The sequence below is a fragment of the Wolbachia endosymbiont (group A) of Volucella inflata genome, from assembly GCF_947250665.1.
Classification (GTDB): domain Bacteria; phylum Pseudomonadota; class Alphaproteobacteria; order Rickettsiales; family Anaplasmataceae; genus Wolbachia; species Wolbachia pipientis.
Genome location: NZ_OX366338.1, coordinates 634208 through 660585 on the forward strand (window position 1 = coordinate 634208; position 26378 = coordinate 660585).

Here is a 26378-nt window from a genome sequence, read left to right on the forward strand (position 1 = left end):
TTAACCAAATCTTTCAAATTCTGCACTCACCACTACCTATAACTCACTTTCACGCAATATTGATCGTTCTTAAAAAGCAATCTAACATTTTTTATTCCTTGATTGCGAAGCTTTGATGCAGCTGATTTAGCAGCCTGAGCACTTTTAAAAAATGCAACATATCCCTTACTTTCTGCACTGTCTTGTTTCGGGTGACGTTTCTGCATTTCTTTTTCATATTGCTTTCTGTAATGAGGAGTATTTTGTATCAATTGTTCTGACATCTTTCTTAGGTATTGAACTTTTACTTTTGCAAGCCCAGATTTATGAAATCCTAAGACTTGAGCTGCTTTTTCTGATAAGTCTATTATTCTGCCTTCAATAAAAGGCCCTCTATCGTTAACCCTTGTAACAAGCTTTCTTCCATTTTCTAAATTAGTGACAAGAACAAAGCAGGGTAGGGGCAAAGTCTTATGCGCTGCAGAGATCAAGTGACGGTTAAACACTTCACCATTTGCTGTAAGCGTGCCATGATCTTCTATTCCATACCACGACGCTATCCCTATCTCTTCATAGTGTTTACAGTTTTTTGGGTGATAAGTTATACCATTTATTGTGTAGCTGCTGCCAATTTTATAATGACCTGCAGTGCAGTTAAACCTGTTGCTAAAACTGCAGCTACTTATCAAAACAAATATTAGACATAGAAAGGTTAGGTTTTTTATCATTGTATTCGGTAAGAGGGTTCGATACTATGAGGATTTTAAATTATACTATAATAAATTTAGTAATGAGTAAACATCTACTGCTAAATATTAACAAAACTCAAAAAGGAATAATACATATTATTGGTATAGGTGGAATCGGAATGAGCGCTATTGCTGAAATTCTTCACAATTCCAATTACAAAGTTCAAGGCAGTGATGCACAATCAAACGACAATATAAATAAGTTACAAAAGCTAGGTATAGAGGTTTATATTGGTCACAATGCTAATAATATAAGCCAAGCTCAAATAGTTGTACATTCTTCTGCAATAGAATCTGATAATGTGGAGTTAATTGCGGCAAAAAATAACAATAAAACCGTTTTGCATAGATCAGACATACTTGCTGAAATTATGAAAGGTAAATATGTGATAGCGGTTTCAGGTTCAAGCGGAAAGACAACAACAACGGCTATGATTGCTTCCATTTTTGATCATTCTAATATTGATGCAACTGTAATTGTAGGAGGAATACTAAATTCGTATCAGAGTAATTCAAAACTTGGAAAGAGTGACACTTTTCTGATCGAGGCTGATGAGTCTGATGGAACTATGCTAAAAATTCCTGCAAATATTGCTGTTATAACGAGTATTAACGACGATCATAAGGATCATTATGGTACATTCGACAATATTAAAAATGCGTTTTTTCAGTTTATAAGCAAAGCAGATTTTGCAGTTTTGCCTGATTCTGTAGGCATTAATTATGATGCAAGTAACTCTGTGATGTTTGGGTTTGAGGATGCCAATATTAAAGCTGTTAATATTAAGCAGCATGCTAACAGCATAGAATTTGATGTGTTTATTGATGATAGTTGTATGGTTCAAAATAACTGGATCCCAGTGTCACGCACTGGGATGACAAAGGAGAAGGAGCAAAAGGAAAAGACGCTGATGTTGTTTCAAAAAAAATGGGTGTCATCCCAGTGCGTGACACTGGGATCCAGAAACATAAAAAATGTAATACTATCAAACGCAATAGGGATGCATAAGGTCAGCAACGCCTTAGCTGCAATATCAGTTGCGATAAAGCTCGGGATTAGCAATGCAGAGATTAAAAAAGGCCTTTTGGAATTTCAAGGAGTAGCAAGAAGATTCTCTTTAATTGCCGATATTAAAGGTGTTAAGTTAATTGAGGATTATGCCCATCATCCAAATGAAATATATGCAACTTTAACGGCTGCACGTTCGATTACTAAAGGAAAAGTAATAGGAATTATCGAACCACTTCGTTTTGCTCGCATTCGTAATTTTTTTGATGAATTCATACGAATTTTCATGATGTTTGATTATGTCATCCTTACTCCTGTTCATCCTCCAGAAGATAAGCCCATTTCTGGTTGTGGAATTGATGATATACAAAAAGCTTTAATCAGTAATGGATTTAATAACACAAAAATTATGAATGATGCTTTGCTCATTTCACATTTTATTAGTGATTCGACAAGTCCAGGTGATATAGTATTATTTATTGGTGCTGGTAGTAATATAGCTAAATTGGCAAAGGAAGCTGCAAAGCTCATAGCAGAAACTATACAAACATCTAGTTAAACGATAGAATAAATGCAAGTACTGGTGTCATGCAAACTGGAATCTAGTCAATTATATATATGGAAAATGAATTTAATTGAGAAAAAGAATCCGGACTGGGAGGATTTATATGATAAAATTGTGTAATAAGGCTGGATCCCAGTGTCGAAGCACACAACTGTACGAACGTTGTGATATGGGGGTAACTTCCACTAAGAATGATGTCATCCCAGTGCCCAGACACTGGGATCCAGAAAACTTAATCGTAAATGAGCACACCAGGTGGCTGTATAGTAAAAGCTGGATTCCAGTGTCAAGCACTGGAATGACACCATCCGCTACTCAAATTACCTGTATATTGCAATGTTCATACACTGAAATGTTACAGCGCTGGGATAACATCTTCCGAGACAGAACGTTCCGTGCACACAATTGTGAATCTAGTAAAGGGTTAATGTAATGAATAAGATAATCAACAATGTATTTGCAAGAGAAATTTTAGATAGCAGGGGTTACCCTACTGTTGAGGTGGAAATTGAACTCTGTGATGGAGCAATAGGCAGGGCCTCTGTACCTTCTGGAGCTTCAACTGGTAAATTAGAAGCCTTGGAACTCAGGGACCAAAATGAGAAAAGGTATTGTGGTAAGGGGGTGCTGAAAGCTGTTCAAGCTGTAAATGGGATAATAGCAGATGAAATCATTGGAATGAATGCAGCGGACCAAAATGCAATTGATAAAGCATTAATTGAACTAGATGGAACAAAAAACAAATCAAAACTTGGAGCAAATGCAACTTTGGGTGTGTCTCTTGCAGTTGCAAAAGCAGCAGCAAACAGTTTCAAAATGCCGCTATATAGATATTTGGGAGGAAAGCAGACGAGTGTTATGCCGGTTCCACTCATTAACATAATTAATGGTGGAGTACATGCAGACAATAAGCTCGATTTCCAAGAATTCATGATTCTTCCGGTCGGTGCTGAGACTTTCAGCGAAGCGATTAGAATATCTGCGGAGGTATTCCACAACTTACGTAGCATTCTTAAGAAAAAAGGTTATAGCACAAATGTAGGGGATGAAGGTGGTTTTGCACCAAATATTGAAAGTACTGAAGAAGCACTTGATTTGATCATATACGCTATAGAATCAGCAGGTTATTCAGCGCAAAGTGATTTTGCACTAGGCCTTGATGTTGCTTCATCTACTTTTTATGAAGATGGAATTTACAAATTTGAACACAGAGATCTTACTTCAGAAGAGTTGACTGAATATTATTGTAATCTTGTGGAAAGATATCCAATAATTTCTATAGAAGATGCAATGAGTGAAGACGACTATGAAGGTTGGAAATTACTTACTGCAAAATTGGGGAGTAAAATTCAATTGGTTGGGGATGATTTGTTTGTTACAAATTGTGAACTGATATGCAAAGGAATAGAGGAAAAAATGGCAAATGCTGTACTGATCAAGCCAAATCAAATAGGGACGTTAACAGAAACTTTTGCTGCTATTGAAATGGCAAAATCAAATGGCTATAAAGCTGTTATTTCTCATCGCTCAGGTGAAACAGAAGACACAACAATATCCCACATAGCAGTTGCATCAAATTGCGGGCAAATAAAAACCGGGTCGCTATCGCGTTCTGATAGACTCGCGAAGTATAACGAGCTAATCAGAATAGAAAGCGCATTAGGAAAGGATGCTAAATATTATCGTGGGTTAGCATGGGTTTTATAGACGAAGTAAAATTGTGTTTAAAAGCTGGTGACGGTGGTGATGGCTGTGCAAGTTTTCGTCGAGAAAAGTTCGTTGAATTTGGTGGTCCAAATGGTGGTAATGGAGGAAAGGGTGGAAACATAGTTTTCATCAGCGACGCTAATCTCAACACTTTGCTTCATTTTCGTTATAGAAGACACATTAAAGCAGATAGTGGAAAAAATGGTGCAGGCAGGGACAGATCTGGCACAGCAGGGAAAGACGTTATACTTAAAGTTCCAGTCGGTGCACAAATAATTGATGAAGAAAGTGAAGAGATAATAGTAGACCTTGACAAGCCTGGTATGGAATTTCAAGTAGCACAGGGTGGAAAAGGTGGACTTGGAAATACTAATTTTAAATCTTCTACTAATAAGGCACCAAGACATTTTACTTACGGTCAGCCTGGCGAAGAAAAACATGTATTATTAAAACTAAAAGTTTTATCAGATGTTGGAATTATTGGCATGCCAAACGCAGGTAAATCAAAATTTTTGACTCGCTGCTCAAATTCCGATACAAAAGTAGGCGATTATCCATTTACCACCGTAAGACCTCATTTAGGCATGGTAAAAGTGGATGATAGCGAAGTTGTAATAGCAGATATTCCTGGAATAATTACTGATGCTCACCTTGGAGTTGGGCTCGGGCATAAATTTTTAAAGCACATAGAAAGGTGTAAAATTTTACTTCATTTAATCGATGTAACTCATGGTGACGTTGTTTCGGCTTATAGTTGTATCCATAATGAATTGGAACTTTACAATAGTGATCTTGTTGAAAAAGAAGAGATTGTAGTACTGAACAAATGCGACTTATTGAGGGAAGCAGAAATTCTGGAAAAGAAGAATCACCTAGCTAATTATCTCAATAAAGAAGTGCTGTGCTTATCAATTAATGGTGATTTACAGCCTATTTTAAGATTATTAAGTGAAAAATTGAAAAAGAGTAATTCTAAGGAAATCGATGTATATGATCCTTTTAAAGCGTAAATTTTCTATTTATGGATGTACAAGAATGGTAGCGTGCAACCAGAACTAAGCGTACAGCTGTGCAAACATCGTGATTTGAGTCCACCAGAAGGGTGTCATCCCAGTGCCCAGACACTGGGATCCAGGAATTTTATTAAGTTGGTAAGCATAAAAGTAGCCGTTTTATGTTAAAATACAACGTTTTGATGATTATGAAAAGGCTCGATTCCAGACTGGAATGACACCATCATAAAGTGAATCAGTGTCAGCTACTTGCATCTACCATGCAAGTTACCTGAAAATTGCAATGTTCGTACACTTGACTACTTGGATCTAGTATGATTTAATTAACCAAGAAGTAGGCATGAAAAAATTATGTAGTGAACCAGTTTGCATAACACCAGGAGGAAAATATGGATAGAAAGACGAGAATAGAATCAGACAGCTTAGGGGAAGTAAAAGTACCAAGTGAACATTACTGGGGAGCGCAGACTCAGCGTTCTTTAGAAAATTTTAAGATTGGCACAGAAAAAATGCCAGAGCCTCTGATTAAAGCATTAGCAATAGTAAAACTTGCAGCAGCGCGTGTTAATATGAAACATGGTGTTATAGATGATAGGGTAGGGGACGCAATTTGCACAGCCGCGAGGGAAGTAATAGATGGCAAATTTAATAATGAATTTCCGCTTGTTGTTTGGCAAACCGGATCCGGAACGCAGACTAATATGAATATGAATGAAGTGATCAGCAATCGTGCAATAGAGATTTTAGGTGGTAATTTGGGTAGTAAATCTCCAATACATCCAAATGATCATGTGAATTATGGTCAGTCGTCAAATGACACCTTTCCAACAGCAATGCATATAGCAGCAGCAGAGCAAATAAACTGCTTGCTTATTCCAAATCTTGAAAAATTGCATAAGGTGCTGGATAATAAGGTTCAGGAATTTAAAGATATAATAAAAGTAGGACGTACTCATCTGCAAGATGCAACGCCCCTAACACTAGGACAGGAGTTCTCTGGCTATGCAGTCCAGATTAAAAAGGGGATAGAGAGAGTAAAATCAACTTTAAGTGATATATATGAGCTTGCACAAGGTGGCACTGCAGTTGGCACGGGACTCAATACTAAAAAGGGTTTTGCTGAAGATTTTGCTAGAGAAGTTGCAAAAATCACTAATCTTCCATTTACTTCAGCAGGCAATAAATTTGAAGCGCTAGCAGCAAATGATGCTTTAGTTGAGCTCAGTGGAACACTCAATACAGTAGCAGTCAGTTTAATGAAAATTGCAAATGATATAAGGTTGCTTGGTTCTGGTCCAAGATGCGGAATTGGGGAAATAATGTTACCGGAAAATGAGCCTGGTTCTTCAATTATGCCAGGTAAAGTGAATCCAACTCAGTGTGAAGCGGTAACTATGGTATGCACTCAAGTTATGGGAAATCATGTTGCTGTGACCATTAGTGGTTCAAACGGTCATTTTGAATTGAATGTGTTTAAGCCAGTGATAATTTACAATGTTTTGCAGTCTATAAGACTTTTAGCTGATGCAAGTTTAAATTTTACAGAAAAATGTGTAATTGGTATTAAAGCAAATGAAGAGAGGATAAAAGATTTACTGAATCAGTCGTTGATGTTGGTCACTATATTAAATACGCATATAGGGTACGACAATGCAGCAAAAATAGCGAAGCTTGCTTATAAAGAAAATATCACTCTAAAAGAAGCAGCAGCAAAACTTCAACTGCTCACTGAGGAAGAGTTTGAAAGGATAGTGAAACCAGAAGAAATGGTAAATTATTTGTAACCGCTCACACTTAATTCTTCAATCTCACTAATAGAAAGGCCAGTAAACTTGACAATAGTGTTAACATCAACATTATTAGCTAGCATTGTTTTTGTAACTTCAATTTTCCCTTCCTCTTTACCAATTTTTTGTATCCGTTCAGCGGAGTGGTAGAATAAGGTAGACAAAGTGATCTAAAAAGATAATCATAGAGCAAAAGCGAGGTAATGTGGTAAACCTTTTAGAACTTTGCAAAAATTTACAGCAAAAAATAGAAAAACTGAAAGCAGAGATAGAAAACTTAAAAGCAGAAAATAAAGCTTTAAAGATAGAGAACGCTGAATTAAAGGAAAGGCTCGGTTTAAATTCAAAAAACTCATCCCTGCCCAGCTCAAAAGAGCTATACAAAATAAAAAAGGACAAGCCAAAAAGCGAAAGGAATGTTGGCGATCAGGTTGGGCATAAAGGAAATTTTCATGCCACAATGGAAGCGGATAAAGTAGTAAAAATAGAGTTGCCTAATATTTGCGAATGCGGAGGAGAGCTTGTAATATGCGAAAAACCTTATGTTCACCAAAAAGTTGATCTTCCGGAAATTAGGCCTTATGTAGTAATTGGAACATGGTCGTTGTCGGAGATGCAGAAAAAGAAAAAGTAGCAAGTTACCAGAAGGTGTTACGCCAGATACATTTGGTCCAAGGGTTAAGTCTATAATTGCAGCACTCAGCGGATTTTACAAAAACTCAAAGCGTGAAGTGGCTAGTATCATAAATGACATTTTTAATTTGAACATAAGTGTTGGCAGCATATCAAATCTTACTATTACCCACAAATATGAGGTTCATGAGCAAGTCTCCATCCTTCTGCTAGATCAAAGAGACGTCTCCACCCTTTCCAAAGAACATAAGGTCCTGGTTCTGGGTCATTTTTTCTTGCTAAATGGCCTCCAAGTTCATGAAACAGCTTCTTTTATGTTGGAAACTACACTTGGACATGGTTTTCTGTGTATTTTAACGTATAAAACTTTCCATTCCTCTTCAGCTAATAAGGTAGTACATGGTAATGTTGGGTTAGCTCTTGCAATTGATGTAATAAAGAAGATCCTCCAAGCAATAATACTCACAACTGTTAGATATCTCATTAGTCTTTCTGCTATTCCAAGCCTACATTCTTCAACTTTGAGACCGGATTTAAAATTTTATGTAATATCTCTATTTTCCATCTAAGGCAATACCAACTAATTTTTTCAACAGCTTCATCGAAAGTATTAACTGAAAGATTCGTTAATAGCATCCATTCTAGCGGTTTTTTTTTAAGGGAAGGGAAGTTTTCTCAACAACATAAACTGCATAAAGTGGTAATTTAGGTAGTTCTTCCGTCTTATGCCTAGGTGTATGGTCCCAGAGTGTGATGGTGTGGATTTAGTATAAATAATTCTGGAGACTGTGTCCACTGATAACATATAAATTCATAAGGAGTAAGACCCTTAAGAGTTTTGAGTCTCTTTGCATAATTATAAGCCATAACAAAGTTATAAAGGTGTTCTTTAAGTTGCTGGTGCGATTGATAGTAATACTTCTTAACTGTAGCATCCTTTAAAGTTTTATTCATACGCTCGACTTGCCCATTCGTCCAAGGATGGCTAACTTTTGTCAAACGATGTTCAATAACATTCTCTTCGCAAACTCTATCAAATATATGTTGGAAAGCATACTTATGACGCTTCTGGTTTGTAAATTGTATACCGTTATCTGTCAAAATAGTATGGATTTTATACGGTAAAATTCTAATCAAATTACGTAAGAACTCAGCAGCTATGGGTTTTGTAGCACTGTTACGCAACTCAACATAGGTAAATTTGGATGTCCTATCAATAGCAACAAACAAATGTAATTTGCCCTCCTCAGTTCTAACTTCAGCAATATCAATATGAAAGTAACCGATAGGATATTGTTTGAATTTCTTTTTTGACTTAACTTCTCCATCAACAGTTGGTAATCTGCTAATGTTGTGTCTTTGTAAACAACGATGCAAGCTAGAGCGAGTCAAATGCGGAATTGTAGACTGCAGAGCGTAAAGGCAATCATCTAGTGGCAGTAGTGTATACTTGCGAAATGTAACTATTATAGCTTCCTCTTCTAGCGTTAAAACAGTCGATCTTGGACGCTTTGGACCCATATCAGCATCTTTCGTAAATGAACGTTTTCTCCACTTAATAATAGTTTTTGGATTAAGGTTATAATGCTTGGAGAGTTTTGCTATGCTCTCTTTTCTATTTTGTATTGCTCTACGAATCGTCTGTGTTGTTTTGGCGCACCCATGTAATATTTGTCCCATAACTCCTCCTTTGATGGTATTTTTTTCTCATATTTTATCATACCATCACACTCTGGGACTGTACACCTAGGCTCTGTGGACAAAATTTTAGAGAAGCCATACAAGAGCTCCAACAAAATTGAGAAAACCCATAAAAACCTCAGCAGTTTTATCAAATCTGGAAAAAATGCGCCTAAAATTTTTAATTTTACCAAAAAAACACTCAATCAAATGACGTTCTTTGTAGATATGCTCATCGTAATACCTTTGCACTTTTCGATTCCGTTTTGGCGGAATAACTACTGTACATCCCTTGTCTTCAAGACTTGTAACAAAGGCATTGCTATCGTAGCCCTTGTCAGCTACTACAGTAGAGTTATAGATACTTTCGGTCAACACTTGTGCCTGCGTAATTTCATTTCTTTGACCAGGAGTCAGAGTAAATTTAAGTGGATTTCCAAGTGCATCGACAAGCGCATGTATTTTAGTTGTAAAGCCACCTTTGCTCCTCCCTAAAGCTTCTTGATCCTTGGAGTTTTTTGTATATCCAGATGAACATGGATGGCCTCGGATGATCGTACCGTCGATTATAGCAACTTCTAAATCAGGCTCTTGTTTAGTATATTCAAGCAATTTTTTCCAGACATCTCTTTCACACCATCTTTTAAATCGCTTATGTATACTCCTGTAATTACCATAAGTTTTTGGTAAAAGTCTCCATTGGCAACCACTTCGCACTATGTACCACACTGCCTCTATGAATATTCTTAAACGTTTTTCATCTTTGCTGTGCATTCCTTTTACGCTTTTTATGAACTCTAAAATTTGTTTCCAATTTTCCTCTTTGATGTAATATTGCATATGGTAGTTTCTCCATTTTTTACCTATTAGGCTAAACTACCATCTTTTTCTCTCTTTTCATATTTTTTGTCCACAGAGCCTAATATTATTCTTAGATGGATTCGTCATAAACTTTCCAAATCTAACTTCCAAACGTGCTGTTCTTTTTGGCTTATTATCTTTTACAGGAACTTCAACTTCTACCGTACCTGCACAATGAGAGGATTTAATAAATGCCCATAACTTCTGCTCACCTTTTTCAGGATATCGAGATTTTCTATTTACTGCTCTATCTCTGCATGCTCTAACTAGCACTGCCGAATTAAGATTATGTGTAAGCTCAAAAAAGTCATATATATCTGCTTCTCTATCGCATACAGTTATAGTCTCAGTTTGAGTTGGATCAATAATATTATTTGTTTTTCTTAAAGTTTCCAACCACTTTACGCTTTCTTTATCTTCAATGCGATCGCTCTTTTTTTTAAGGTTCTCAGTTTCTTCAGGTCTTGAATAAACTTTTTGATCTAGTATCCCTAGTACCAAACCTTCTATACTAACGGCAAGAGCTGTATGCATTATAATACCTTTTGCAGTATCATAACTGGACAAATTTGCTAATCCGCTTGTTTTTTTATGGTTATTATATACAATGTAACTGGTATCTTGAATGACAAGAACCCTCTTGTGAGCTTTTGTTCTCTCAACCGTCTTATTAATATGTGTAGCTAAAATATCACCTTCTTTTACATTCTCATTTTGAAAAAAACGGTATGCTGCTCTTGCTTCTGACCAACTTCCGCATGCCTCATTAATTGAGCTTTCAGGTAAACTTATCAAACTATCAGCAATCTTTACTAATCGGTCAGTTAATCTTTTATCTCCAAGTACAGCATCTCCAAATTCATTTTTAGCCCATTCATTACTCTCGTTTGCCATTTTTATACCCTCAATATTTGCAAACTTTAATATTGTAATATTTTACTTTTTAGTCCATTTATATTTGTGGGTAATAGTAAGATTTGATATGCTGCCAACACTTATGTTCAAATTAAAAATGTCATTTATGATACTAGCCACTTCACGCTTTGAGTTTTTGTAAAATCCGCTGAGTGCTGCAATTATAGACTTAACCCTTGGACCAAATGTATCTGGCGTAACACCTTCTGGTAACTTGCTACTTTTTCTTTTTCTGCATCTCCAACAACGACCATGTTCCAATTACTACATAAGGCCTAATTTCCGGAAGATCAACTTTTTGGTGAACATAAGGTTTTTCGCATATTACAAGCTCTCCTCCGCATTCGCAAATATTAGGCAACTCTATTTTTACTACTTTATCCGCTTCCATTGTGGCATGAAAATTTCCTTTATGCCCAACCTGATCGCCAACATTCCTTTCGCTTTTTGGCTTGTCCTTTTTTGTTTTGTACAATTCTTTAGAGCTCGGTAGAGATGAATTTTTCGAGTTTAAACCAAGCCTCTCTTTCAACTCAGCGTTCTCAATCCTCAAGGCCTTATTTTCTGCCTCTAACTCTTCTATCCTCCCTTCCAACTTTTCTATTTTTTGCTGTAAATTTTTGCAGAGTTCTAAAAGGTTTACCACATTACCTCACTTTTGCTCTATGATTATCTTTATTATCTTGCTTTTTCTACCTTATTTTGCCGCTCCCCTGAACGGATACGGTTTAAGACATAAGATCCTTTTTCATAGCTATACTACGTTATCCAGCGTCTGGGCAATGGTTTCTTGGTACTTATTCCGCAATAATTTTTTTTTCCTTCAATAAACTTTGCAGTTCGCCTTTTTCGTACATCTCGCGAGTGATGTCGCAACCACCAATAAACTCTTCCTTTATATATAATTGTGGAATTGTTGGCCAATCAGAAAACTTTTTTATAGATTCACGTATTTCATCATTCTCCAACACGTTAATATACTTAAACTTCACGTTCAATTTTTTTAGGATTGACACGACGAGTCCAGAGAATCCGCATTGAGGAAAATCAGAAGTGCCTTTCATATACAATACCACATCATTTTCTGTTATATCTTTTTTTATTTGTTCAAAATTGCTCATAAATTCACCTTATTTTTAAGTATTAGTTTCCAGTTGCAAGGCGTGTATAGACTGACCTTCCAGAGCTTTATATACCATTTTATGCTGTTCTATTTTTGTCTTTCCAAGAAAACACTTGGAGTTTATTTTTAAATGATAATGGTCATCATCTCCAGCAAGATCATGAATCTTTATATCAGCGTCGGGGAACGATTGTTTGATGATCCTCTCTAATTCGTGAATTGCAATAGTCATTGATTTGCTTTAAATTACAATACTTTCATTATAAATCTAAAACGATTGAGCGCAATAAAAAGTTGCTATCATAAAAAATAGAAGTATACTATAATAATGGAATGACAAATTATGCAGGGAGGCTTTGTGGTGGGCGAAAGATTTAAATTCACATATCTATTGGTTTTGCTAACTTTTTCATTTAGGTGCTTATCTTACGATGATAAAATAAATAACTTAGAGAATGTTTACATCAAAGCTAACTATCTTGGAGCATTCTTCAATGCAATAGGTTCTCTAGAAGGAAAAGAAGATGCAGGTGACAATATAACAGAGGGGGTTTTTAGTTTTAATAAGAAGGAGCGAATTGAAGCTGGATACAGTCCTAAATATGTTCCAGGTTTTGCCGGTAGTGCTGCAATAGGATATTTATTCAAAAATATGAGAGTTGAGTTTGAAGGCTTATATTCTCAGACTAACTTATATGATGAAGATTATTCAGATAAGAAAAAAGCAAGATATATTGAACTTCGTCGTCACAATGATGCGTCTACTGGAGCGGAATGCAATTCACCTTGGAGAAGTGGAAAGGTTGATATTCACATTCAAGAAAATTGTAGTGTTGAAGCAGAGTTCAGAGCTGCATTTAAGATGAAAAATGAAGGTTTTAATAACTTAGCTGGAATGGTCAATGTATATCGTGATTTTAATATAGCAAAAATGCCATTCACCCCATATGTTGGTATTGGTGCAGGTGTAACTAGGGTTAAATTTCTAGGAAAAACCAGATATGCCTTGGCTTACCAAGCAAAACTTGGTATCAATCACCAACTTACAGCACAAACTCAAGCATTTGCTGGTTTACGCTATTTTGGTATCCTTGATAACCAATTTAAAGATATTGTACCAGGAATAAAGATACTAGCTGGTGAAGGATATATTCCTGGCGGTGGAGGAAGTAAAGTTGATGAAACTGCACGTGTTGAATCAACAACTGCAACCATTACCAATAGGTTTGGCTTATATGGCTTAGAGTTTGGATTGGTTTATCACTTTTAACTTTATCCAATAAATTACATATGTGAAGATAGTAAATTCAGCGTGCTGAGAACATTAGAAAGACGAGATTTTAATTGATTTTCATATTTACTCCAATCTTGTATTGCCTTTCTTGCAACACCTGAATCAACTGCGGCTTTTGCAACAGCAGGAGCTACTATAGAAATTAATCTTGGGTCAAATGGAGTAGGTATTATATATTCACGTCCATAGCCCATTTTACGACCGCCATAGACTGCAGATATCTCACCTGGTACTGGCTCACGGGCAAGCTTTGCTATTGCATCTGCAGCTGCAATTTTCATTTCATCATTTATTGTTGTTGCATGTACATCAAGTGCCCCTCTAAATATATAAGGAAAACCCATTACGTTGTTGACTTGGTTGTTGTAATCTGACCTACCAGTTGCAATTATTGCATCTGGCCTCACAGATTTTGCAAACTCAGGCCTTACTTCTGGATCGGGATTGGCAAGAGCAAAAATAATCGGGTCTTTGCCCATACTCTTTAACATCTCTTCATTTAACACATCTTTTGCAGATAGTCCGATGAATACATCAGCGCCTTTTATTGTATCAAGTAGAGAACGTTCGGAAGTATCAATTGCATACTTTTCCTTCCACTCATTCATATCCTCGTTTCTACCTTTGTATATTACTCCTTGCTTATCACACAGCACTATATTTTTAGCGCCCATGGACTTTAGTATTTCTAAACATGCAATACCGGCTGCTCCAGCACCATTCATAATGATCTTAACGTCCTCTAATTTCTTTTCAACAATATCAAGAGCATTTTCTATGCCAGCTGCAACAACCACCGCAGTTCCATGCTGGTCATCATGGAACACTGGAATATCCATCAGTTCATTCAGGCGTTTCTCTATTATAAAACAATCGGGAGATCTTATATCTTCTAAATTTATTCCTCCCCAACTTGGCCCAAGATACCTTACTGCATTGATGAAATCTTCTATATTTTCTGTACCAACTTCTATATCAACTGCATCAATATCAGCAAAACGCTTAAATAAAACAGCTTTGCCTTCCATGACCGGTTTTGAAGCAAGAGGACCAATATTACCAAGTCCAAGCACTGCAGTGCCATTTGAAATGACAGCAACACAGTTGCTTTTTGCTGTATAATCATAAACAACCTCAGGATTTTTAGCTATTTCAAGGCACGGAGCTGCAACACCAGGGGAATAAGCAAGTGACAAATCATACTGGGTAGATAAAGGTTTTGTTGGCATGATTGAAATTTTACCAGGGTTACCACCTCTGCTGTGATACTTAAGCGCTTCTTGTTTTGTGGTACTATCTAAATCATCGTTCATCATTACATCCTTATATTTTAAGCTTGTATTTTTTAAGTATATGGAGTTTTTATAAATGTTCAATTGTAAACTATTAACTTGTGAACTCTGTTGTACTTCTGTATAAGTTTACCTATTACGTAAGATGATATTACATGCTTAAAAAAAACGTGCCTAATTTGCTTACAATTTCTCGTGCACTTGCAATACCAGCAATAATATTAAGTTTTTATATAGAAAATAAATATGCAGGCCTGATAACAATATCAATCTTTGTGTTTGCGTGCATTACGGATTTTTTTGATGGTTACCTGGCGCGTGCGTGGAAAGTCCAATCAAAGTTTGGCAAGCTATTTGATCCAATTGCTGATAAATTAATAGTGGTTTCAACGATAATTATGCTAATTTATAAGCAAAAGATAAATGATTTTACAATAGTACCGTCGATTATCATCATCTGTCGGGAGATATTAGTTTCGGGTTTACGGGAGTTTCTGATAGCTACAAATGTTAGTCTACCTGTAAGCAAAGCTGGAAAAATTAAAACATTTCTACAGATGGTTGCTGTAGTAGCGCTAATAATGAACGATTATTATATGATTCAATATACAGGTGCGATTTGTTTATGGGTTGCAGCTATTATAACTATGTGGTCAGGCTATAATTATATCCTAGCCGGCATCAAACAGATTGATTAAATCTCCTAGGAAATAGTTAATAGACAAGAGTAGTTAATATCTTAGTGATATTGACTCAGAAAGCAAAAAGGTGTATAATTGTATTAACTTACAACTAATTAGGTTAATATTATGAAAATACCTAGTGGCAAATTTTCTTCTACCAAAAAGGTTCCAGGAAAGAATAAGAAAAAAAGAGATTTTGAACCATTAGAAGAGTTTTTTTGGGATTTTTGGCCAACAGTTGATAAAGAAGTCAAAAGAGAAAGGCTAGAACAAGAACTATTAACACTAAAAAAAAGAGAACTATATAGACAATGTGCATCATTGGTAACAATGGTTCCATTTGCATTATTTATGGCTATTGAACTGGAAAAAATATGTAGCGATCAGGTATTACTTGGCGTGATAAGTGGCGCGCTAAGCCACACTATGTTACCTTTCATGGTCCTATCTCTTATTTGTACGCTATATTTAATTTATAATAACAGAAAAATAGCACAAAAAGAACGAGAGTTGGAGAATATTGAAAATGGAGAGGAAGTAAAGGAAAAAGAGCACAATATTTCTGATATAGGTCAGTGTTTGATCTATATTGAGGCTATAACAACTGCACTGGTTATTGTAGGTATGATAATGGGTGAAACATCTTCACTTGAAGCAGCAGAGGATGCAATTTTATTTCTTGCCAATGCAATTGCTTTTCTTGCAACTCTTGTTTCTTATATTGATAAGCATGAAAAAAATAAGAAAAAGGAAACAGAAAAGTCTGATCTTGATGAGAAATCTAGCAAGAAAACTAGCAATATATCTGTAGCCGGATTGGCGCTTGCTGGTTCTTCTGTATTTTTAATAAGAAGGATAATGTTAATGGCATTAGCATCGTCCTTAAATCCTGCTGTTGGACCTACTTTAGGCTTGATAGGTATTGCAATTTTTATGGCTGTACAGGTCTTAACTATACATTCCTACAGTAAGACGCTGAAAGATCCAAAAGTGGAAGGACGAGGTGAATCAAGAAATGCAGGTAGTTCTGACCGTAGTTATAAAGAAGAAGGACCGGCTATTGCCTAAGAAATTTATTTATTTAAGTAATCTTTAGGTCTATACTTTATTTTGATCGAAAAAAATCTTATGTATAAGACTTTAATCACGTGCTTTATTTTCCTAATTTGCTCCTTTACACAATCGTATGCGAATGATCTTGAAAAAACTGAAACTGAACTATATGAAGAAGCAGTTGAACTTTTTGACCAGAAAAAATATAAACAAGCTATTAGGGCATTTCATAAGATAGAGGATTTGTATCCTTTGTCTTATTGGGCAATGAAAGCGAAATTATTATCTGGAGTTTCTCACTATAATATGGGTAACTATAGCAGTGCTGCAAGTGATATGGATGATTATATATATGTTTATTCAAATGGTGAAGATTTACCATATGTATACTACTTAAGAGTATTATCTTATTACATGCAAATTAATAAAGTGCAACTTGGACAGCAAACTGCATATAAAACTTTAGAGCTGGCTACAGAGTACATTAATCTCTTTCCAGACAGCGAATATGTAGACGAGATAAAGGAAAAAGCAAAGCTAATCACAGAGCATATATCAACAAAAGAGTATTCTATCGGTAAATTTTACCTGAGGCGTGGTGAATATTTAGCAGCAATTAAGCGTTTCCAGAATATAGCAAGCTATAAGGATTCTAAATATTTTTCTAAGTCTATTAACTATTTAATAGCAGCCCATTCAGCTCTTGGCCTTGACTTAGAAGCTGAGCAGTATGAAAGTATGTTATTAGCAGAAAACCTGCAAGATGCCAAGCCAGAGGCTTGAAAATTTGCTTTAGCTTTTTCTATGCTTTGATATATAATTTAGGTTTTTAACTATTTGAATATGGCTGGTCATTCACAATTTTCAAATATAAAACACCGGAAAGGTGCTCAGGATGCAAAGCGCTCTCAAAAATTTACGAAGCTGATTAGAGAAATAACAGTTGCTGCAAAGCAAGGGCTGCCTGATCCCGAACTCAACCCACGCCTTCGCTCTGCTATATTTGCTGCACGCAAGGAAAATCTACCAAAAGATAAAATGGAAACAGCAATAAAAAATGCAACTGGTAACGTTGCTGGAGAAAATTATGAGGAAATCCAATATGAAGGTCATGGGCCTTCTGGCACTGCACTCATTGTCCATGCCTTGACTAATAACCGCAACCGAACTGCTTCTGAGGTACGTTATATCTTTTCTCGTAAAGGTGGAAATTTAGGAGAAACAGGAAGTGTTAGTTACCTTTTCGATCATGTAGGCTTAATCGTCTATAAAGCAGAGGGTGTGAATTTTGATGATTTATTTAATTATGGAATCGAATTAGAAGTATTGAATGTTGAGGAAAATGACAAAGAAGGATTACACGTTATAACTTGTGAAATAAAAGATTTTGGTAAAGTACGCGATGCCTTTTATGCAAAATTTGGAGAACCAGAACTTGCTCGTCTTTCATGGCAGCCAAAAGATCTGATTGAAATTAGCGATAAAGAGTTGATTGATAAATTATCTGCATTGGTTGAAGAACTAGAAGATAACGACAATGTACAGTATGTGGAAGGTAATTTTACTTTTGTTGATGCTGTTTAAATGATGAAGCTGATTATATTTATGCTGCTCTTTATCTTACCGTTATATACCGCTGAAACATCAACAGATCTTGCAGTGCTGTTCCAGCATGGGATCAGGAAAAAAGATCCAGTGTCAAACAAACAACTGTACGAACATTGTGATATAAAGGTAATTTCCACCAAGAAAGATGTCATCCCAGTGCTTGACTACTTGGATCCAGAAAATTCAATTACAAATGAACACATCAAGCGATTGTATAATAAAAACTGGATTCCAGCGTCAAGCGCTGGAATGACAGGAGAGGATTTTGAGGTGACAGAAAGCAACCATGATAGAAGATTATTATTCATATCCAGTACCATAAAATCTTCCTTTTTTGCCACGGGAATTGAGCAAGGGTTGGCGCCAAATACAGTGGTGAAATTGATCAACATATATAAAGATTTCGGTGTTGATTTTAAAAAAGACATTGTGCCGAAGAGTAAATTGGAGGTTCTTTTTGAGAGATTGCCTAATAATCAGAAGACTGAAGAAAAAATTTTATATGCTTCACTGACAATAAACAAGAAAGCTATTAGTTTATATCATTATAAATCGCAAGACGGCAAAGAAAGGTATTTTAATAATGAAGGAATAAGCTTAAAAAATGGCGAAATTTTTGCAAATCCTTTAAATGGAGATTATCGCATATCCTCAAAATTTGGCAATAGAAAGCATCCTGTTCGCGGTAAAATTGCTTTTCACAAAGGAGTGGATTATGCAGCTAAGCTTGGCACTCCCATATACGCTGCTGCAGAGGGTGTGGTAGAATATATAGGAAAGAATGGTGGCTATGGAAATTACATCAAAATAAAACACAAAAATGAATATTCAACCTGTTATGCGCATATAAGTAGATTTAGTGGCGATATAAAGTTAGGCTCTAAAGTAAAGCAGGGGCAGGTCATCGCCTATGTTGGTAGCACTGGTGTTGCAACAGGACCCCATTTACATTACGAAGTTATATATAACGGCAAACACATCGATCCGCTTACGATAGCGCATAAAACTGAAGTAAAATTGCCTGATCATGAATTAAGAGAGTTTAAACTATTTGTAAATAAGATAAATAAAACGATCAACAGAGAGGATTCAAGTGAAAAAGAAGTTTAAAGACAATATGGATAAGAATACGATAAACGATAGAAATTTAAGTCAACTCCGGTTTTTTCCTGTGCTAATAGCGCTAGGATTAATTTTGTCGCTGCTTTTTTTGGCATATGACAGCACAATTGCGCTTGGAGTTGCTGCTGTTTCAATTTTGACTTTTCTTCAAGGATTTTTTATTAATGACCCTAATGAAGCAAGAGTGATAGAGTTTTTTGGTCATTATATTGGAACTTATTTTAAGTCTGGAATATGTATAACGCTTCCCTTTTCAAGCAAATATATAGTTTCCCTAAAATTTCAGAATATTAACACAGAAAAAATAAAAGTGAATGATGCAAATGGAAGTCCAATAGAAATTTCTGCAGTAATTGTTTGGAGAGTGAGCAGTCCTGCAAAGGCGTATTATAATGTTAACAACTATCACGAATTTGTCTTTGTACAAAGTGACTCGGTAATTAGAGAATTGGCGAGCAATTATCCGTATGATAGCGAAAGCGATGAGGAATCTTTACGTAAAAATTCTGATAAAATTTCAGATGAATTGCGGTCAATGTTACAACAAAGATTAGATATTGCAGGAATTGAGATTACAGAAGCAAGAATATCGCATTTGGCGTATTCGTCCGAGATTGCACAAGCAATGTTAAGGCGTCAACAAGCACATGCTATCACTTCGGCAAGAAGGCATATAGTGCAAAATGCAATAGGAATTGTCGAGGAAGTAATAGCTCATTTTGAAAAAAACAAAAGCTTACAATTAGATGGCAAGCAAAAGGTTCAATTGATAAATAATTTGTTGGTTGCCCTAATCTCTGAGCAAGATGCACAACCGACGATTAGTTTAGATAATAATTAGCATAGAAGCCGATTGGGTTTCATAAATGCAAGTCACTATTAATTTCTTGATTAATAGACTAAATGATGTTATAAATTACACGCATTAGGGGTGCTCTAGAAAAGCTGAGAGTACATAAAGTACAACCCTTTGAACCTGATATTGTTAAAGCAAGCGTAGGAAAATGTATGTATATAAATATTGAAGAATGCTTCGGCTTCATTGCGTTAATTGCATCTCTAATTGGATTATCACCTCAAGTATATAAAGCATATATCACTAAAGTTACTCGTGATGTATCGATGTTAATGTTAGTAAACTATCTTATTTGTTCATTGTCTTGGATTGGCTATGGTCTTTACCAGAGCTCAATTTTTGTGGTGCTTAGCAATATTGCTGGATTAGTGATTAGCATAATATCAATTATTCAAAAATGTTACTACGATGCAAAACCTGCACCATGATCATGTGCTGCACTGCAGTACACAACAACAATATCGTTCTATTGTAGTGCTAAATGGAAAAATACCGAGCTCATCGTTTTTTAAACGAGATATACCTATTATTGCTGTAGATGGAGGAGCAAACAAGCTTCTATCAATTGGCGTAAAACCTGATCTTGTAGTAGGAGATTTGGATAGCGTAAATCTGGATTTACGTGCTAATTTGAATACGATATATCTACCTGATCAAGATTATTGCGACTTTTCTAAAGCAATGGCTCACTTAAAAACTGTAAAGTTATTGCCATCAATAGTAACGGGTATTACTGGAGGAGCAATTGATCACATACTACAGAATATTAACATTTTTCTAAGTACGGGCAGTATCTTTTACACACCTTCACCTCCCATGGTAGGTTACACTTTACAAAAAGGTATTACCCATTTTTTTTCTTTGCCAAAAAATACTAAAATATCTTTACTTGGTATACCGAGAGCTCAAATATCAACTAAAGGATTAAAATGGGAACTGCACCTTAGGCTCTGTGGACAAAAAATATGAAAAGAGAGAAAAAGATGGTAGTTTAGCCTAATAGGTAAAAAATGGAGAAACTACCATATGCAATATTACATCAAAGAGGAAAATTGGAAACAAATTTTAGAGTTCATAAAAAGCGTAAAAGGAATGCACAGCAAAAATGAAAAACGTTTAAGAATATTCATAGAGGCAGTGTGGTACATAGTGCGAAGTGGTTGCCAATGGAGACTTTTACCAAAAACTTATGGTAATTACAGGAGTATACATAAGCGATTTAAAAGATGGTGTGAAAGAGATGTCTGGAAAAAATTGCTTGAATATACTAAACAAGAGCCTGATTTAGAAGTTGCTATAATCGACGGTACGATCATCCGAGGCCATCCATGTTCATCTGGATATACAAAAAACTCCAAGGATCAAGAAGCTTTAGGGAGGAGCAAAGGTGGCTTTACAACTAAAATACATGCGCTTGTCGATGCACTTGGAAATCCACTTAAATTTACTCTGACTCCTGGTCAAAGAAATGAAATTACGCAGGCACAAGTGTTGACCGAAAGTATCTATAACTCTACTGTAGTAGCTGACAAGGGCTACGATAGCAATGCCTTTGTTACAAGTCTTGAAGACAAGGGATGTACAGTAGTTATTCCGCCAAAACGGAATCGAAAAGTGCAAAGGTATTACGATGAGCATATCTACAAAGAACGTCATTTGATTGAGTGTTTTTTTGGTAAAATTAAAAATTTTAGGCGCATTTTTTCCAGATTTGATAAAACTGCTGAGGTTTTTATGGGTTTTCTCAATTTTGTTGGAGCTCTTGTATGGCTTCTCTAAAATTTTGTCCACAGAGCCTAGTAATCTTGCTTTTCCGGGAAAAAATTCTTGCTTTAATCGAAGTTTAGGCAATAAGGTATCCGTAGAAGTACACAGTGGTATATGTCTAGCAATGATTTATTTAGAGACAGTAGATGATGCTGCAAGACATCATGTGCGTCAAGTTAAGAAGTAAATAGACTTCTTGCATAACCCAAACTAAGTAGAAAAAAGGTATCATCCAAGTAGCTGACACTGGTTCCTTTATGACGTGTCATTCCAGTTTCAGCTACTTGAATGACAGCAGTCCTACGTCATACCGCTGCGGTATCTCTTAGCCGCTAACAAGCAGCGGGATGACGAATTGCTTAACCGTCATACCGCCGCGAACCGTCATACCGCCGCAGACTGTCATACCGCGATTCATTCGCGGTATCTCTTAGCTGCTAACACGTAGTGGGATGACGAATTGCTTAACCGTCATACCGCTACGAACCGTCATTCTGCCGCGGCGCTAACAAGAGATCCCGCTAACACGTAGCGGGATGATGAATTGCTTAACCGTCATACCGCCGCAGACCGTCATACCGCCGCGGTATCTCATCCGCTAACACGTAGTGGGATACTTGATCTTTACAGGGATGACGGTTGTCAGGCTAGCCTGTCATCCCAGTGCCCAGACACTGGGATCCAGGAATTTTATTAAGTTGGTAAGCATAAAAGTGTTATGTAAAATACAACGTTCTTGATGGGATTGCGTGAAATGCTGGATCCCAGTGTCAAGAACTGGGATGACAAAAAAAGGAGCACTGGCATGACACCTCTCTTGGACTCTTTTAGCCACAAACATTAAGAAATTTACTAAATGAAAAAAAAGGCAAAAGAAGCCCCGTGGTGCGAGTTTTGACTCTATATTACTGTAAGTGGCGCTGTAATAATGTGCTGACGCTTAGTTTAAGCGCGATTTGGCTGAATGTAGAAAAAATAAAAAAGACATGCAGCCGCTATAATTTTATGTAATCCGCCAATAAATACTCTGAGTTTTTTACTGAATTTTGTCATTGAGCCTGCAGGTCAAAAACAAGTTTTGAGTCATAAACACCCCTATTATCATAATAAGGGGGCTGGCAGAGTTTGTCAAGTAAGTTTTTTCGTTTCTACTGAATGACAGTTGTGGCTTGGGAGGTAGTGCAAGAAGTCTATTGTATTACTGAATTATTAATAATCTAGGCTCTGTGGACAAAATTTTAGAGAAGCCATACAAGAGCTCCAACAAAATTGAGAAAACCCATAAAAACCTCAGCAGTTTTATCAAATCTGGAAAAAATGCGCCTAAAATTTTTAATTTTACCAAAAAAACACTCAATCAAATGACGTTCTTTGTAGATATGCTCATCGTAATACCTTTGCACTTTTCGATTCCGTTTTGGCGGAATAACTACTGTACATCCCTTGTCTTCAAGACTTGTAACAAAGGCATTGCTATCGTAGCCCTTGTCAGCTACTACAGTAGAGTTATAGATACTTTCGGTCAACACTTGTGCCTGCGTAATTTCATTTCTTTGACCAGGAGTCAGAGTAAATTTAAGTGGATTTCCAAGTGCATCGACAATCGCATGTATTTTAGTTGTAAAGCCACCTTTGCTCCTCCCTAAAGCTTCTTGATCCTTGGAGTTTTTTGTATATCCAGATGAACATGGATGGCCTCGGATGATCGTACCGTCGATTATAGCAACTTCTAAATCAGGCTCTTGTTTAGTATATTCAAGCAATTTTTTCCAGACATCTCTTTCACACCATCTTTTAAATCGCTTATGTATACTCCTGTAATTACCATAAGTTTTTGGTAAAAGTCTCCATTGGCAACCACTTCGCACTATGTACCACACTGCCTCTATGAATATTCTTAAACGTTTTTCATTTTTGCTGTGCATTCCTTTTACGCTTTTTATGAACTCTAAAATTTGTTTCCAATTTTCCTCTTTGATGTAATATTGCATATGGTAGTTTCTCCATTTTTTACCTATTAGGCTAAACTACCATCTTTTTCTCTCTTTTCATATTTTTTGTCCACAGAGCCTAGTAATAGTGCCTGCTATGTAGCTAAATTTTCTTTTAACTTAAGCTATATGTAGCTAAAATAACTTGGGTTTACCGACAACCGTCATCCCGCTAGTGGGATCTCTTGTTAGCGGCTGAGATGCCGCGGCGGTATGACGTACTGACTTGCATTAGCCATGTATAATAAAGGTAATCTATGACAAAAGAATCATTGGTAAAAACTGATATAGTGAAAGTTGAAGACAAAAAGGCGGTAGGAAGCTTTTTTAAAATACTAGGTGGAGTGGCAGATGCTGTAAGATCGTGGATTGGTAACATCAGTCCTGATTTAAGCAACAGTCGCGATATCGATAGTTTAGTCTTGAAGATGAACGAGTGCTTAAACCCAAAGGGAGGGGAGGTTTCAGCACGTAAGAACGCTGTATCTCTTGGTAACCTGTACTTGAGCTTATCAGAGAAAGGTAAAATAAAATTTCTACAAACCCTGGCAGAAAAATTTAATCCGAATAAAGCGGAAATAGATGAGAAAATTAGAGAGTATAAGAAAAACCAAGATCCCGAGTTAAACTATAAATTTGAACAGGATTTAATAAAAATTCTTGAATCACCGCGTTCTAAAATATTGAAGCAATTTATTTCTTTACCAGAAGGCCTTAAGTTTATTGTTGATATGCGTTCTGACGTGCTTAAGCTAAAGAACCAATATAGAAGCTTGAATCCACTAGAAAGCGAATTAAAAAATATACTCTATACTTGGGTTGATGTTGATCTACTTGATCTTCGTCAAATCACCTGGGATTCACCTGCATCATTGCTAGAAAAACTTATAAAATATGAAGCTGTGCATAAAATTTCCTCTTGGGATGACTTAAAAAACAGGCTGGGTCTCTGTTTTGCTTTTTTTCATTACAAGATACCAAACGAACCTCTAATTTTTGTAGAGGTTGCATTGGTGGATAAGATTGCAGATAGTATTCAACACCTTTTAGATGAGTCGGTACCTTCAAATGATCCAAGTAGTGCGAGCACTGCTATATTCTATTCAATATCAAATACTCAAGCAGGGTTATCTGGAATCAGCCTTGGTAATTTTTTGATCAAAAGGGTTGTAGAAAAGCTATCACAGGAGTTTAAAAGTATAAAAACATACGCAACTCTTTCTCCAATACCTGGCTTTACGAAATGGCTAAAAAACAATCTAAACCAAGATGTCACTTTATTGGGCAAACTAAATATAAAACAATCTAGTGCAGAAATTTTAGAAAGTGCAGAGCAATTAAAAATTAACGTTGAATGTATAAATGAAACTAAACAATGCATGCTTAAACTATGTGCATATTATTTACTAAAAGTGAATAATAGTAATGGGAATGCTTATGATCCGGTGGCGCATTTTCATTTAAGCAATGGTGCATCGATAAAACAATTAAACTGGATGGCGGATACTTCTGAAAAAGGTATTAGTCAGTCGGCTGGAATGATGGTAAATTATCTGTATGAGTTGCCTAAAATAGATAACAATCATGAAAACTATATGGTTAATAAAGTGATTTCCTGCTCGAAAAAAGTGTCGTCTATGTTGAAGGAATAATAGGAGATGCATAAATATGTTGAAAATTTCCTAATGTTTATGTATATAATGTTAGATAATCTTGTGAGGGAAAGCGTATGACTAATGAAATTTTGAAAAAACTTCAAGATATTGAGGAAGAACTAAATAAATCAATAAGGAGCAGGTCGATAGTAAAATCGCCTGTGTATGTTAATAACCTGGTTGAAGATATTAAAGAAAGTCTGGAGCTAATTAAAAAGAATCACAGTCAAAAAGAAGAAATAATCAGAAAGCTTTGGAATATCTATCAATTGCTTACAACAGAACATGCTATTATTGAAGAGGATTGTTGGAATAGCTTGACACACTCTTTAGCTAACAATGAGCCTTTGAGTGACAAGTATAATATTAAAGTAGCTTATAAAAACTTAAACATAGTGGTAGAAGCTTTAAAGCTACTTGATAATGGTAACGATGGTAGAAGAGACACGCTTAATCAAGTTGTGCAACTTCAGAAGAAAATGAAAGAAGCACTAGAAAAAATGCAACAGCAGCAATTGCCACAAGGTGCAACGAGTCAAGGTAATGATGTAAACGAACATCCTGACGATGCTAATGAAAACGAATACTGTGAATTAGAGAAAAAAGTCAATGCAGAATTCGGTAAATATATAGAAAATGGTGTTATTGATTCAGTATCAATAACGAAAACTCAAAGCGGTAATCTTTATGCAGCAATTACACTACAAGATAATAATAATGAAAACGCGAGTATTAAAATAAGTGAGTTTTTAAATAGTAAATTCTGTATAGACAACAAAATTGTTGGTTGCTCAATAATAGCGATGGCAGTATTAAAATAGTGGGTGATAAACCAGCCGATGAAGATTTGGAAAAAAATAAAGATGTAAGGATTAAAGTTGGTGATCATTATCTAAGCCTTGCTAGTGCAGTAAAAACATGCAAACAGAATAGCCAGCAAAGGAATGAAAATTCGGCGAGTAGCAAACTTAACCAACCATCAGCTGATCAAGTTTTGCCTCAAAAAAGGATCGCCTCACGAAAATAGCGCGTTCTT

At 36.0% G+C, this 26378-nt stretch carries 25 protein-coding genes, 6 pseudogenes and 1 riboswitch; of the genes and pseudogenes, 20 read left to right on the top strand and 11 right to left on the bottom strand.

All coding sequences use genetic code 11. The features are described 5' to 3' along the window. Window positions 1–32: 32 nt before the first annotated feature. Window positions 33–707 (bottom strand): septal ring lytic transglycosylase RlpA family protein, encoded by a 675-nt coding sequence (locus OOK85_RS03165; RefSeq protein ID WP_319803674.1) that lies wholly within the window; start codon window positions 705–707, stop codon window positions 33–35. Window positions 708–733: 26 nt separating this feature from the next. Here OOK85_RS03165 and OOK85_RS03170 point away from each other — a divergent pair, with 26 nt between their 5' ends. The 5 genes and pseudogenes from OOK85_RS03170 to fumC all read left to right on the top strand — a co-directional run bounded on the left by OOK85_RS03170 (window position 734) and on the right by fumC (window position 6806). Then, entirely contained in the window at window positions 734–2296 is a 1563-nt protein-coding gene (locus OOK85_RS03170) for a UDP-N-acetylmuramate--L-alanine ligase (RefSeq protein ID WP_264703980.1), read from the top strand. 208 nt (window positions 2297–2504) lie between these two features. After that, window positions 2505–2654: pseudogene (locus tag OOK85_RS07815) on the top strand (WPE palindromic element domain-containing protein); the annotation flags it as partial. Between the two features lie 80 nt (window positions 2655–2734). Continuing rightward, complete coding sequence (eno, locus tag OOK85_RS03180; RefSeq protein WP_264703982.1) at window positions 2735–4009, top strand: phosphopyruvate hydratase; 1275 nt, start codon at window positions 2735–2737, stop codon at window positions 4007–4009. Further along, on the top strand, window positions 3997–5019 hold the full coding sequence (gene cgtA / locus OOK85_RS03185; protein ID WP_264703983.1) for an Obg family GTPase CgtA: 1023 nt from the start codon (window positions 3997–3999) through the stop codon (window positions 5017–5019). The genes eno and cgtA overlap by 13 nt, the downstream gene beginning before the upstream one ends. Window positions 5020–5411: 392 nt before the next feature. Continuing rightward, entirely contained in the window at window positions 5412–6806 is a 1395-nt protein-coding gene (fumC, locus tag OOK85_RS03190) for a class II fumarate hydratase (protein ID WP_264703986.1), read from the top strand. On the opposite strand, the pseudogene OOK85_RS03195 reads toward fumC, so the two are convergent. After that, window positions 6797–6934, bottom strand: a pseudogene (locus OOK85_RS03195) (Rpn family recombination-promoting nuclease/putative transposase); the annotation flags it as partial. The gene fumC and the pseudogene OOK85_RS03195 sit on opposite strands and share 10 nt — an antisense overlap. An 80-nt stretch (window positions 6935–7014) precedes the next feature. Here OOK85_RS03195 and OOK85_RS03200 point away from each other — a divergent pair. Beyond that, window positions 7015–7600 (top strand): annotated as a pseudogene (locus OOK85_RS03200) (DUF6444 domain-containing protein); the annotation flags it as partial. Window positions 7601–7607: 7 nt separating this feature from the next. Here OOK85_RS03200 and OOK85_RS03205 read toward each other — a convergent pair. The 7 genes and pseudogenes from OOK85_RS03205 to OOK85_RS03235 form a co-directional block, all read right to left on the bottom strand. Beyond that, a pseudogene (locus OOK85_RS03205) lies at window positions 7608–8173 on the bottom strand (IS4 family transposase); the annotation flags it as partial. After that, window positions 8172–9122: an IS481 family transposase gene (locus OOK85_RS03210; protein ID WP_264702189.1), complete on the bottom strand. Its 951-nt coding sequence runs from the start codon at window positions 9120–9122 to the stop codon at window positions 8172–8174. The gene OOK85_RS03210 and the pseudogene OOK85_RS03205, both read right to left, overlap by 2 nt. Window positions 9123–9209: 87 nt before the next feature. Beyond that, complete coding sequence (locus tag OOK85_RS03215) at window positions 9210–9962, bottom strand: IS5 family transposase (RefSeq protein ID WP_264702164.1); 753 nt, start codon at window positions 9960–9962, stop codon at window positions 9210–9212. Between the two features lie 78 nt (window positions 9963–10040). Next, window positions 10041–10877: pseudogene (locus OOK85_RS03220) on the bottom strand (IS4 family transposase); the annotation flags it as partial. Window positions 10878–10958: 81 nt separating this feature from the next. After that, a pseudogene (locus tag OOK85_RS03225) lies at window positions 10959–11544 on the bottom strand (DUF6444 domain-containing protein); the annotation flags it as partial. Window positions 11545–11695: 151 nt separating this feature from the next. After that, window positions 11696–12019 carry a Grx4 family monothiol glutaredoxin gene (grxD, locus tag OOK85_RS03230; RefSeq protein ID WP_006280013.1) on the bottom strand — a complete coding sequence of 108 codons (324 nt, stop codon included), beginning with the start codon at window positions 12017–12019 and terminating at the stop codon, window positions 11696–11698. Window positions 12020–12034: 15 nt separating this feature from the next. Beyond that, window positions 12035–12253 carry a BolA/IbaG family iron-sulfur metabolism protein gene (locus tag OOK85_RS03235; RefSeq protein WP_006280012.1) on the bottom strand — a complete coding sequence of 73 codons (219 nt, stop codon included), beginning with the start codon at window positions 12251–12253 and terminating at the stop codon, window positions 12035–12037. Window positions 12254–12379: 126 nt separating this feature from the next. On the opposite strand from OOK85_RS03235, the gene OOK85_RS03240 reads away from it, so the two are divergent. Then, on the top strand, window positions 12380–13291 hold the full coding sequence (locus tag OOK85_RS03240; protein WP_264703990.1) for a P44/Msp2 family outer membrane protein: 912 nt from the start codon (window positions 12380–12382) through the stop codon (window positions 13289–13291). A 14-nt stretch (window positions 13292–13305) separates the two neighbouring features. On the opposite strand, the gene OOK85_RS03245 is transcribed toward OOK85_RS03240, so the two are convergent. Beyond that, window positions 13306–14628, bottom strand: coding sequence for a malic enzyme-like NAD(P)-binding protein (locus OOK85_RS03245; protein WP_264704162.1), 1323 nt, complete (start codon window positions 14626–14628; stop codon window positions 13306–13308). Between the two features lie 134 nt (window positions 14629–14762). Here OOK85_RS03245 and pgsA point away from each other — a divergent pair, with 134 nt between their 5' ends. The 10 genes from pgsA (at window position 14763) to OOK85_RS03295 (ending at window position 21883) form a co-directional block, all read left to right on the top strand. After that, window positions 14763–15305: a CDP-diacylglycerol--glycerol-3-phosphate 3-phosphatidyltransferase gene (gene pgsA, locus OOK85_RS03250; RefSeq protein ID WP_264703993.1), complete on the top strand. Its 543-nt coding sequence runs from the start codon at window positions 14763–14765 to the stop codon at window positions 15303–15305. Between the two features lie 111 nt (window positions 15306–15416). Beyond that, window positions 15417–16358 carry a hypothetical protein gene (locus OOK85_RS03255; protein WP_264703995.1) on the top strand — a complete coding sequence of 314 codons (942 nt, stop codon included), beginning with the start codon at window positions 15417–15419 and terminating at the stop codon, window positions 16356–16358. A gap of 60 nt (window positions 16359–16418) precedes the next feature. Then, on the top strand, window positions 16419–17126 hold the full coding sequence (locus OOK85_RS03260; RefSeq protein ID WP_264704164.1) for an outer membrane protein assembly factor BamD: 708 nt from the start codon (window positions 16419–16421) through the stop codon (window positions 17124–17126). A 60-nt stretch (window positions 17127–17186) separates the two neighbouring features. Further along, window positions 17187–17927 (top strand): YebC/PmpR family DNA-binding transcriptional regulator, encoded by a 741-nt coding sequence (locus OOK85_RS03265; protein WP_264703997.1) that lies wholly within the window; start codon window positions 17187–17189, stop codon window positions 17925–17927. Between the two features lie 273 nt (window positions 17928–18200). Beyond that, entirely contained in the window at window positions 18201–19061 is an 861-nt protein-coding gene (locus tag OOK85_RS03270) for a M23 family metallopeptidase (protein WP_410541805.1), read from the top strand. 7 nt (window positions 19062–19068) lie between these two features. Then, the gene (locus OOK85_RS03275) at window positions 19069–19914 is read left to right on the top strand and encodes an SPFH domain-containing protein (protein WP_182184134.1); all 846 of its coding nucleotides are present in this window, start codon (window positions 19069–19071) and stop codon (window positions 19912–19914) included. Between the two features lie 76 nt (window positions 19915–19990). Next, window positions 19991–20093, top strand: a riboswitch (TPP riboswitch). Then, window positions 20082–20357, top strand: a complete 276-nt coding sequence (locus tag OOK85_RS03280) for a SemiSWEET family sugar transporter (RefSeq protein ID WP_006280002.1) — start codon at window positions 20082–20084, stop codon at window positions 20355–20357. (Overlaps the previous riboswitch by 12 nt.) Continuing rightward, window positions 20338–20898 carry a thiamine diphosphokinase gene (locus tag OOK85_RS03285; protein ID WP_264704002.1) on the top strand — a complete coding sequence of 187 codons (561 nt, stop codon included), beginning with the start codon at window positions 20338–20340 and terminating at the stop codon, window positions 20896–20898. The genes OOK85_RS03280 and OOK85_RS03285 overlap by 20 nt, the downstream gene beginning before the upstream one ends. 57 nt (window positions 20899–20955) lie before the next feature. After that, complete coding sequence (locus OOK85_RS03290; RefSeq protein ID WP_264702205.1) at window positions 20956–21708, top strand: IS5 family transposase; 753 nt, start codon at window positions 20956–20958, stop codon at window positions 21706–21708. A 4-nt stretch (window positions 21709–21712) separates the two neighbouring features. Then, window positions 21713–21883 (top strand): hypothetical protein, encoded by a 171-nt coding sequence (locus OOK85_RS03295; protein WP_264704004.1) that lies wholly within the window; start codon window positions 21713–21715, stop codon window positions 21881–21883. Window positions 21884–22934: 1051 nt separating this feature from the next. Here the strand turns inward: OOK85_RS03295 and OOK85_RS03300 are convergent. Beyond that, window positions 22935–23687 (bottom strand): IS5 family transposase, encoded by a 753-nt coding sequence (locus tag OOK85_RS03300; RefSeq protein WP_264704006.1) that lies wholly within the window; start codon window positions 23685–23687, stop codon window positions 22935–22937. Between the two features lie 257 nt (window positions 23688–23944). Here OOK85_RS03300 and OOK85_RS03305 point away from each other — a divergent pair, with 257 nt between their 5' ends. The 3 genes from OOK85_RS03305 (at window position 23945) to OOK85_RS03315 (ending at window position 26369) form a co-directional block, all read left to right on the top strand. Further along, window positions 23945–25339 carry a malonyl-CoA decarboxylase gene (locus tag OOK85_RS03305; protein ID WP_264338213.1) on the top strand — a complete coding sequence of 465 codons (1395 nt, stop codon included), beginning with the start codon at window positions 23945–23947 and terminating at the stop codon, window positions 25337–25339. Window positions 25340–25416: 77 nt separating this feature from the next. After that, a complete protein-coding gene (locus OOK85_RS03310; RefSeq protein WP_264704009.1) occupies window positions 25417–26163 on the top strand; it encodes a hypothetical protein in 747 nt (248 codons plus the stop codon). Further along, window positions 26163–26369, top strand: coding sequence for a hypothetical protein (locus OOK85_RS03315; RefSeq protein WP_264704011.1), 207 nt, complete (start codon window positions 26163–26165; stop codon window positions 26367–26369). Before OOK85_RS03310 ends, OOK85_RS03315 begins: the two co-directional genes overlap by 1 nt. Window positions 26370–26378: the final 9 nt, after the last annotated feature.

Excerpts from the sequence above, each read along its gene's own strand:
- OOK85_RS03300 (WP_264704006.1), bottom strand. The coding sequence starts at position 23,687 with ATGCAATATTACATCAAAGAGGAAAATTGGAAACAAATTTTAGAGTTC.
- OOK85_RS03255 (WP_264703995.1), top strand. The coding sequence starts at position 15,417 with ATGAAAATACCTAGTGGCAAATTTTCTTCTACCAAAAAGGTTCCAGGA.
- cgtA (WP_264703983.1), top strand. The coding sequence starts at position 3,997 with ATGGGTTTTATAGACGAAGTAAAATTGTGTTTAAAAGCTGGTGACGGT.
- fumC (WP_264703986.1), top strand. The coding sequence starts at position 5,412 with ATGGATAGAAAGACGAGAATAGAATCAGACAGCTTAGGGGAAGTAAAA.
- OOK85_RS03285 (WP_264704002.1), top strand. The coding sequence starts at position 20,338 with ATGCAAAACCTGCACCATGATCATGTGCTGCACTGCAGTACACAACAA.
- OOK85_RS03310 (WP_264704009.1), top strand. The coding sequence starts at position 25,417 with ATGACTAATGAAATTTTGAAAAAACTTCAAGATATTGAGGAAGAACTA.
- eno (WP_264703982.1), top strand. The coding sequence starts at position 2,735 with ATGAATAAGATAATCAACAATGTATTTGCAAGAGAAATTTTAGATAGC.
- OOK85_RS03235 (WP_006280012.1), bottom strand. The coding sequence starts at position 12,253 with ATGACTATTGCAATTCACGAATTAGAGAGGATCATCAAACAATCGTTC.
- OOK85_RS03210 (WP_264702189.1), bottom strand. The coding sequence starts at position 9,122 with ATGGGACAAATATTACATGGGTGCGCCAAAACAACACAGACGATTCGT.
- OOK85_RS03265 (WP_264703997.1), top strand. The coding sequence starts at position 17,187 with ATGGCTGGTCATTCACAATTTTCAAATATAAAACACCGGAAAGGTGCT.
- OOK85_RS03305 (WP_264338213.1), top strand. The coding sequence starts at position 23,945 with ATGACAAAAGAATCATTGGTAAAAACTGATATAGTGAAAGTTGAAGAC.
- grxD (WP_006280013.1), bottom strand. The coding sequence starts at position 12,019 with ATGAGCAATTTTGAACAAATAAAAAAAGATATAACAGAAAATGATGTG.
- OOK85_RS03275 (WP_182184134.1), top strand. The coding sequence starts at position 19,069 with ATGGATAAGAATACGATAAACGATAGAAATTTAAGTCAACTCCGGTTT.
- OOK85_RS03290 (WP_264702205.1), top strand. The coding sequence starts at position 20,956 with ATGCAATATTACATCAAAGAGGAAAATTGGAAACAAATTTTAGAGTTC.
- OOK85_RS03245 (WP_264704162.1), bottom strand. The coding sequence starts at position 14,628 with ATGAACGATGATTTAGATAGTACCACAAAACAAGAAGCGCTTAAGTAT.
- OOK85_RS03215 (WP_264702164.1), bottom strand. The coding sequence starts at position 9,962 with ATGCAATATTACATCAAAGAGGAAAATTGGAAACAAATTTTAGAGTTC.
- OOK85_RS03270 (WP_410541805.1), top strand. The coding sequence starts at position 18,201 with ATGACAGGAGAGGATTTTGAGGTGACAGAAAGCAACCATGATAGAAGA.
- OOK85_RS03280 (WP_006280002.1), top strand. The coding sequence starts at position 20,082 with ATGTATATAAATATTGAAGAATGCTTCGGCTTCATTGCGTTAATTGCA.
- OOK85_RS03260 (WP_264704164.1), top strand. The coding sequence starts at position 16,419 with ATGTATAAGACTTTAATCACGTGCTTTATTTTCCTAATTTGCTCCTTT.
- pgsA (WP_264703993.1), top strand. The coding sequence starts at position 14,763 with ATGCTTAAAAAAAACGTGCCTAATTTGCTTACAATTTCTCGTGCACTT.
- OOK85_RS03170 (WP_264703980.1), top strand. The coding sequence starts at position 734 with ATGAGGATTTTAAATTATACTATAATAAATTTAGTAATGAGTAAACAT.
- OOK85_RS03165 (WP_319803674.1), bottom strand. The coding sequence starts at position 707 with ATGATAAAAAACCTAACCTTTCTATGTCTAATATTTGTTTTGATAAGT.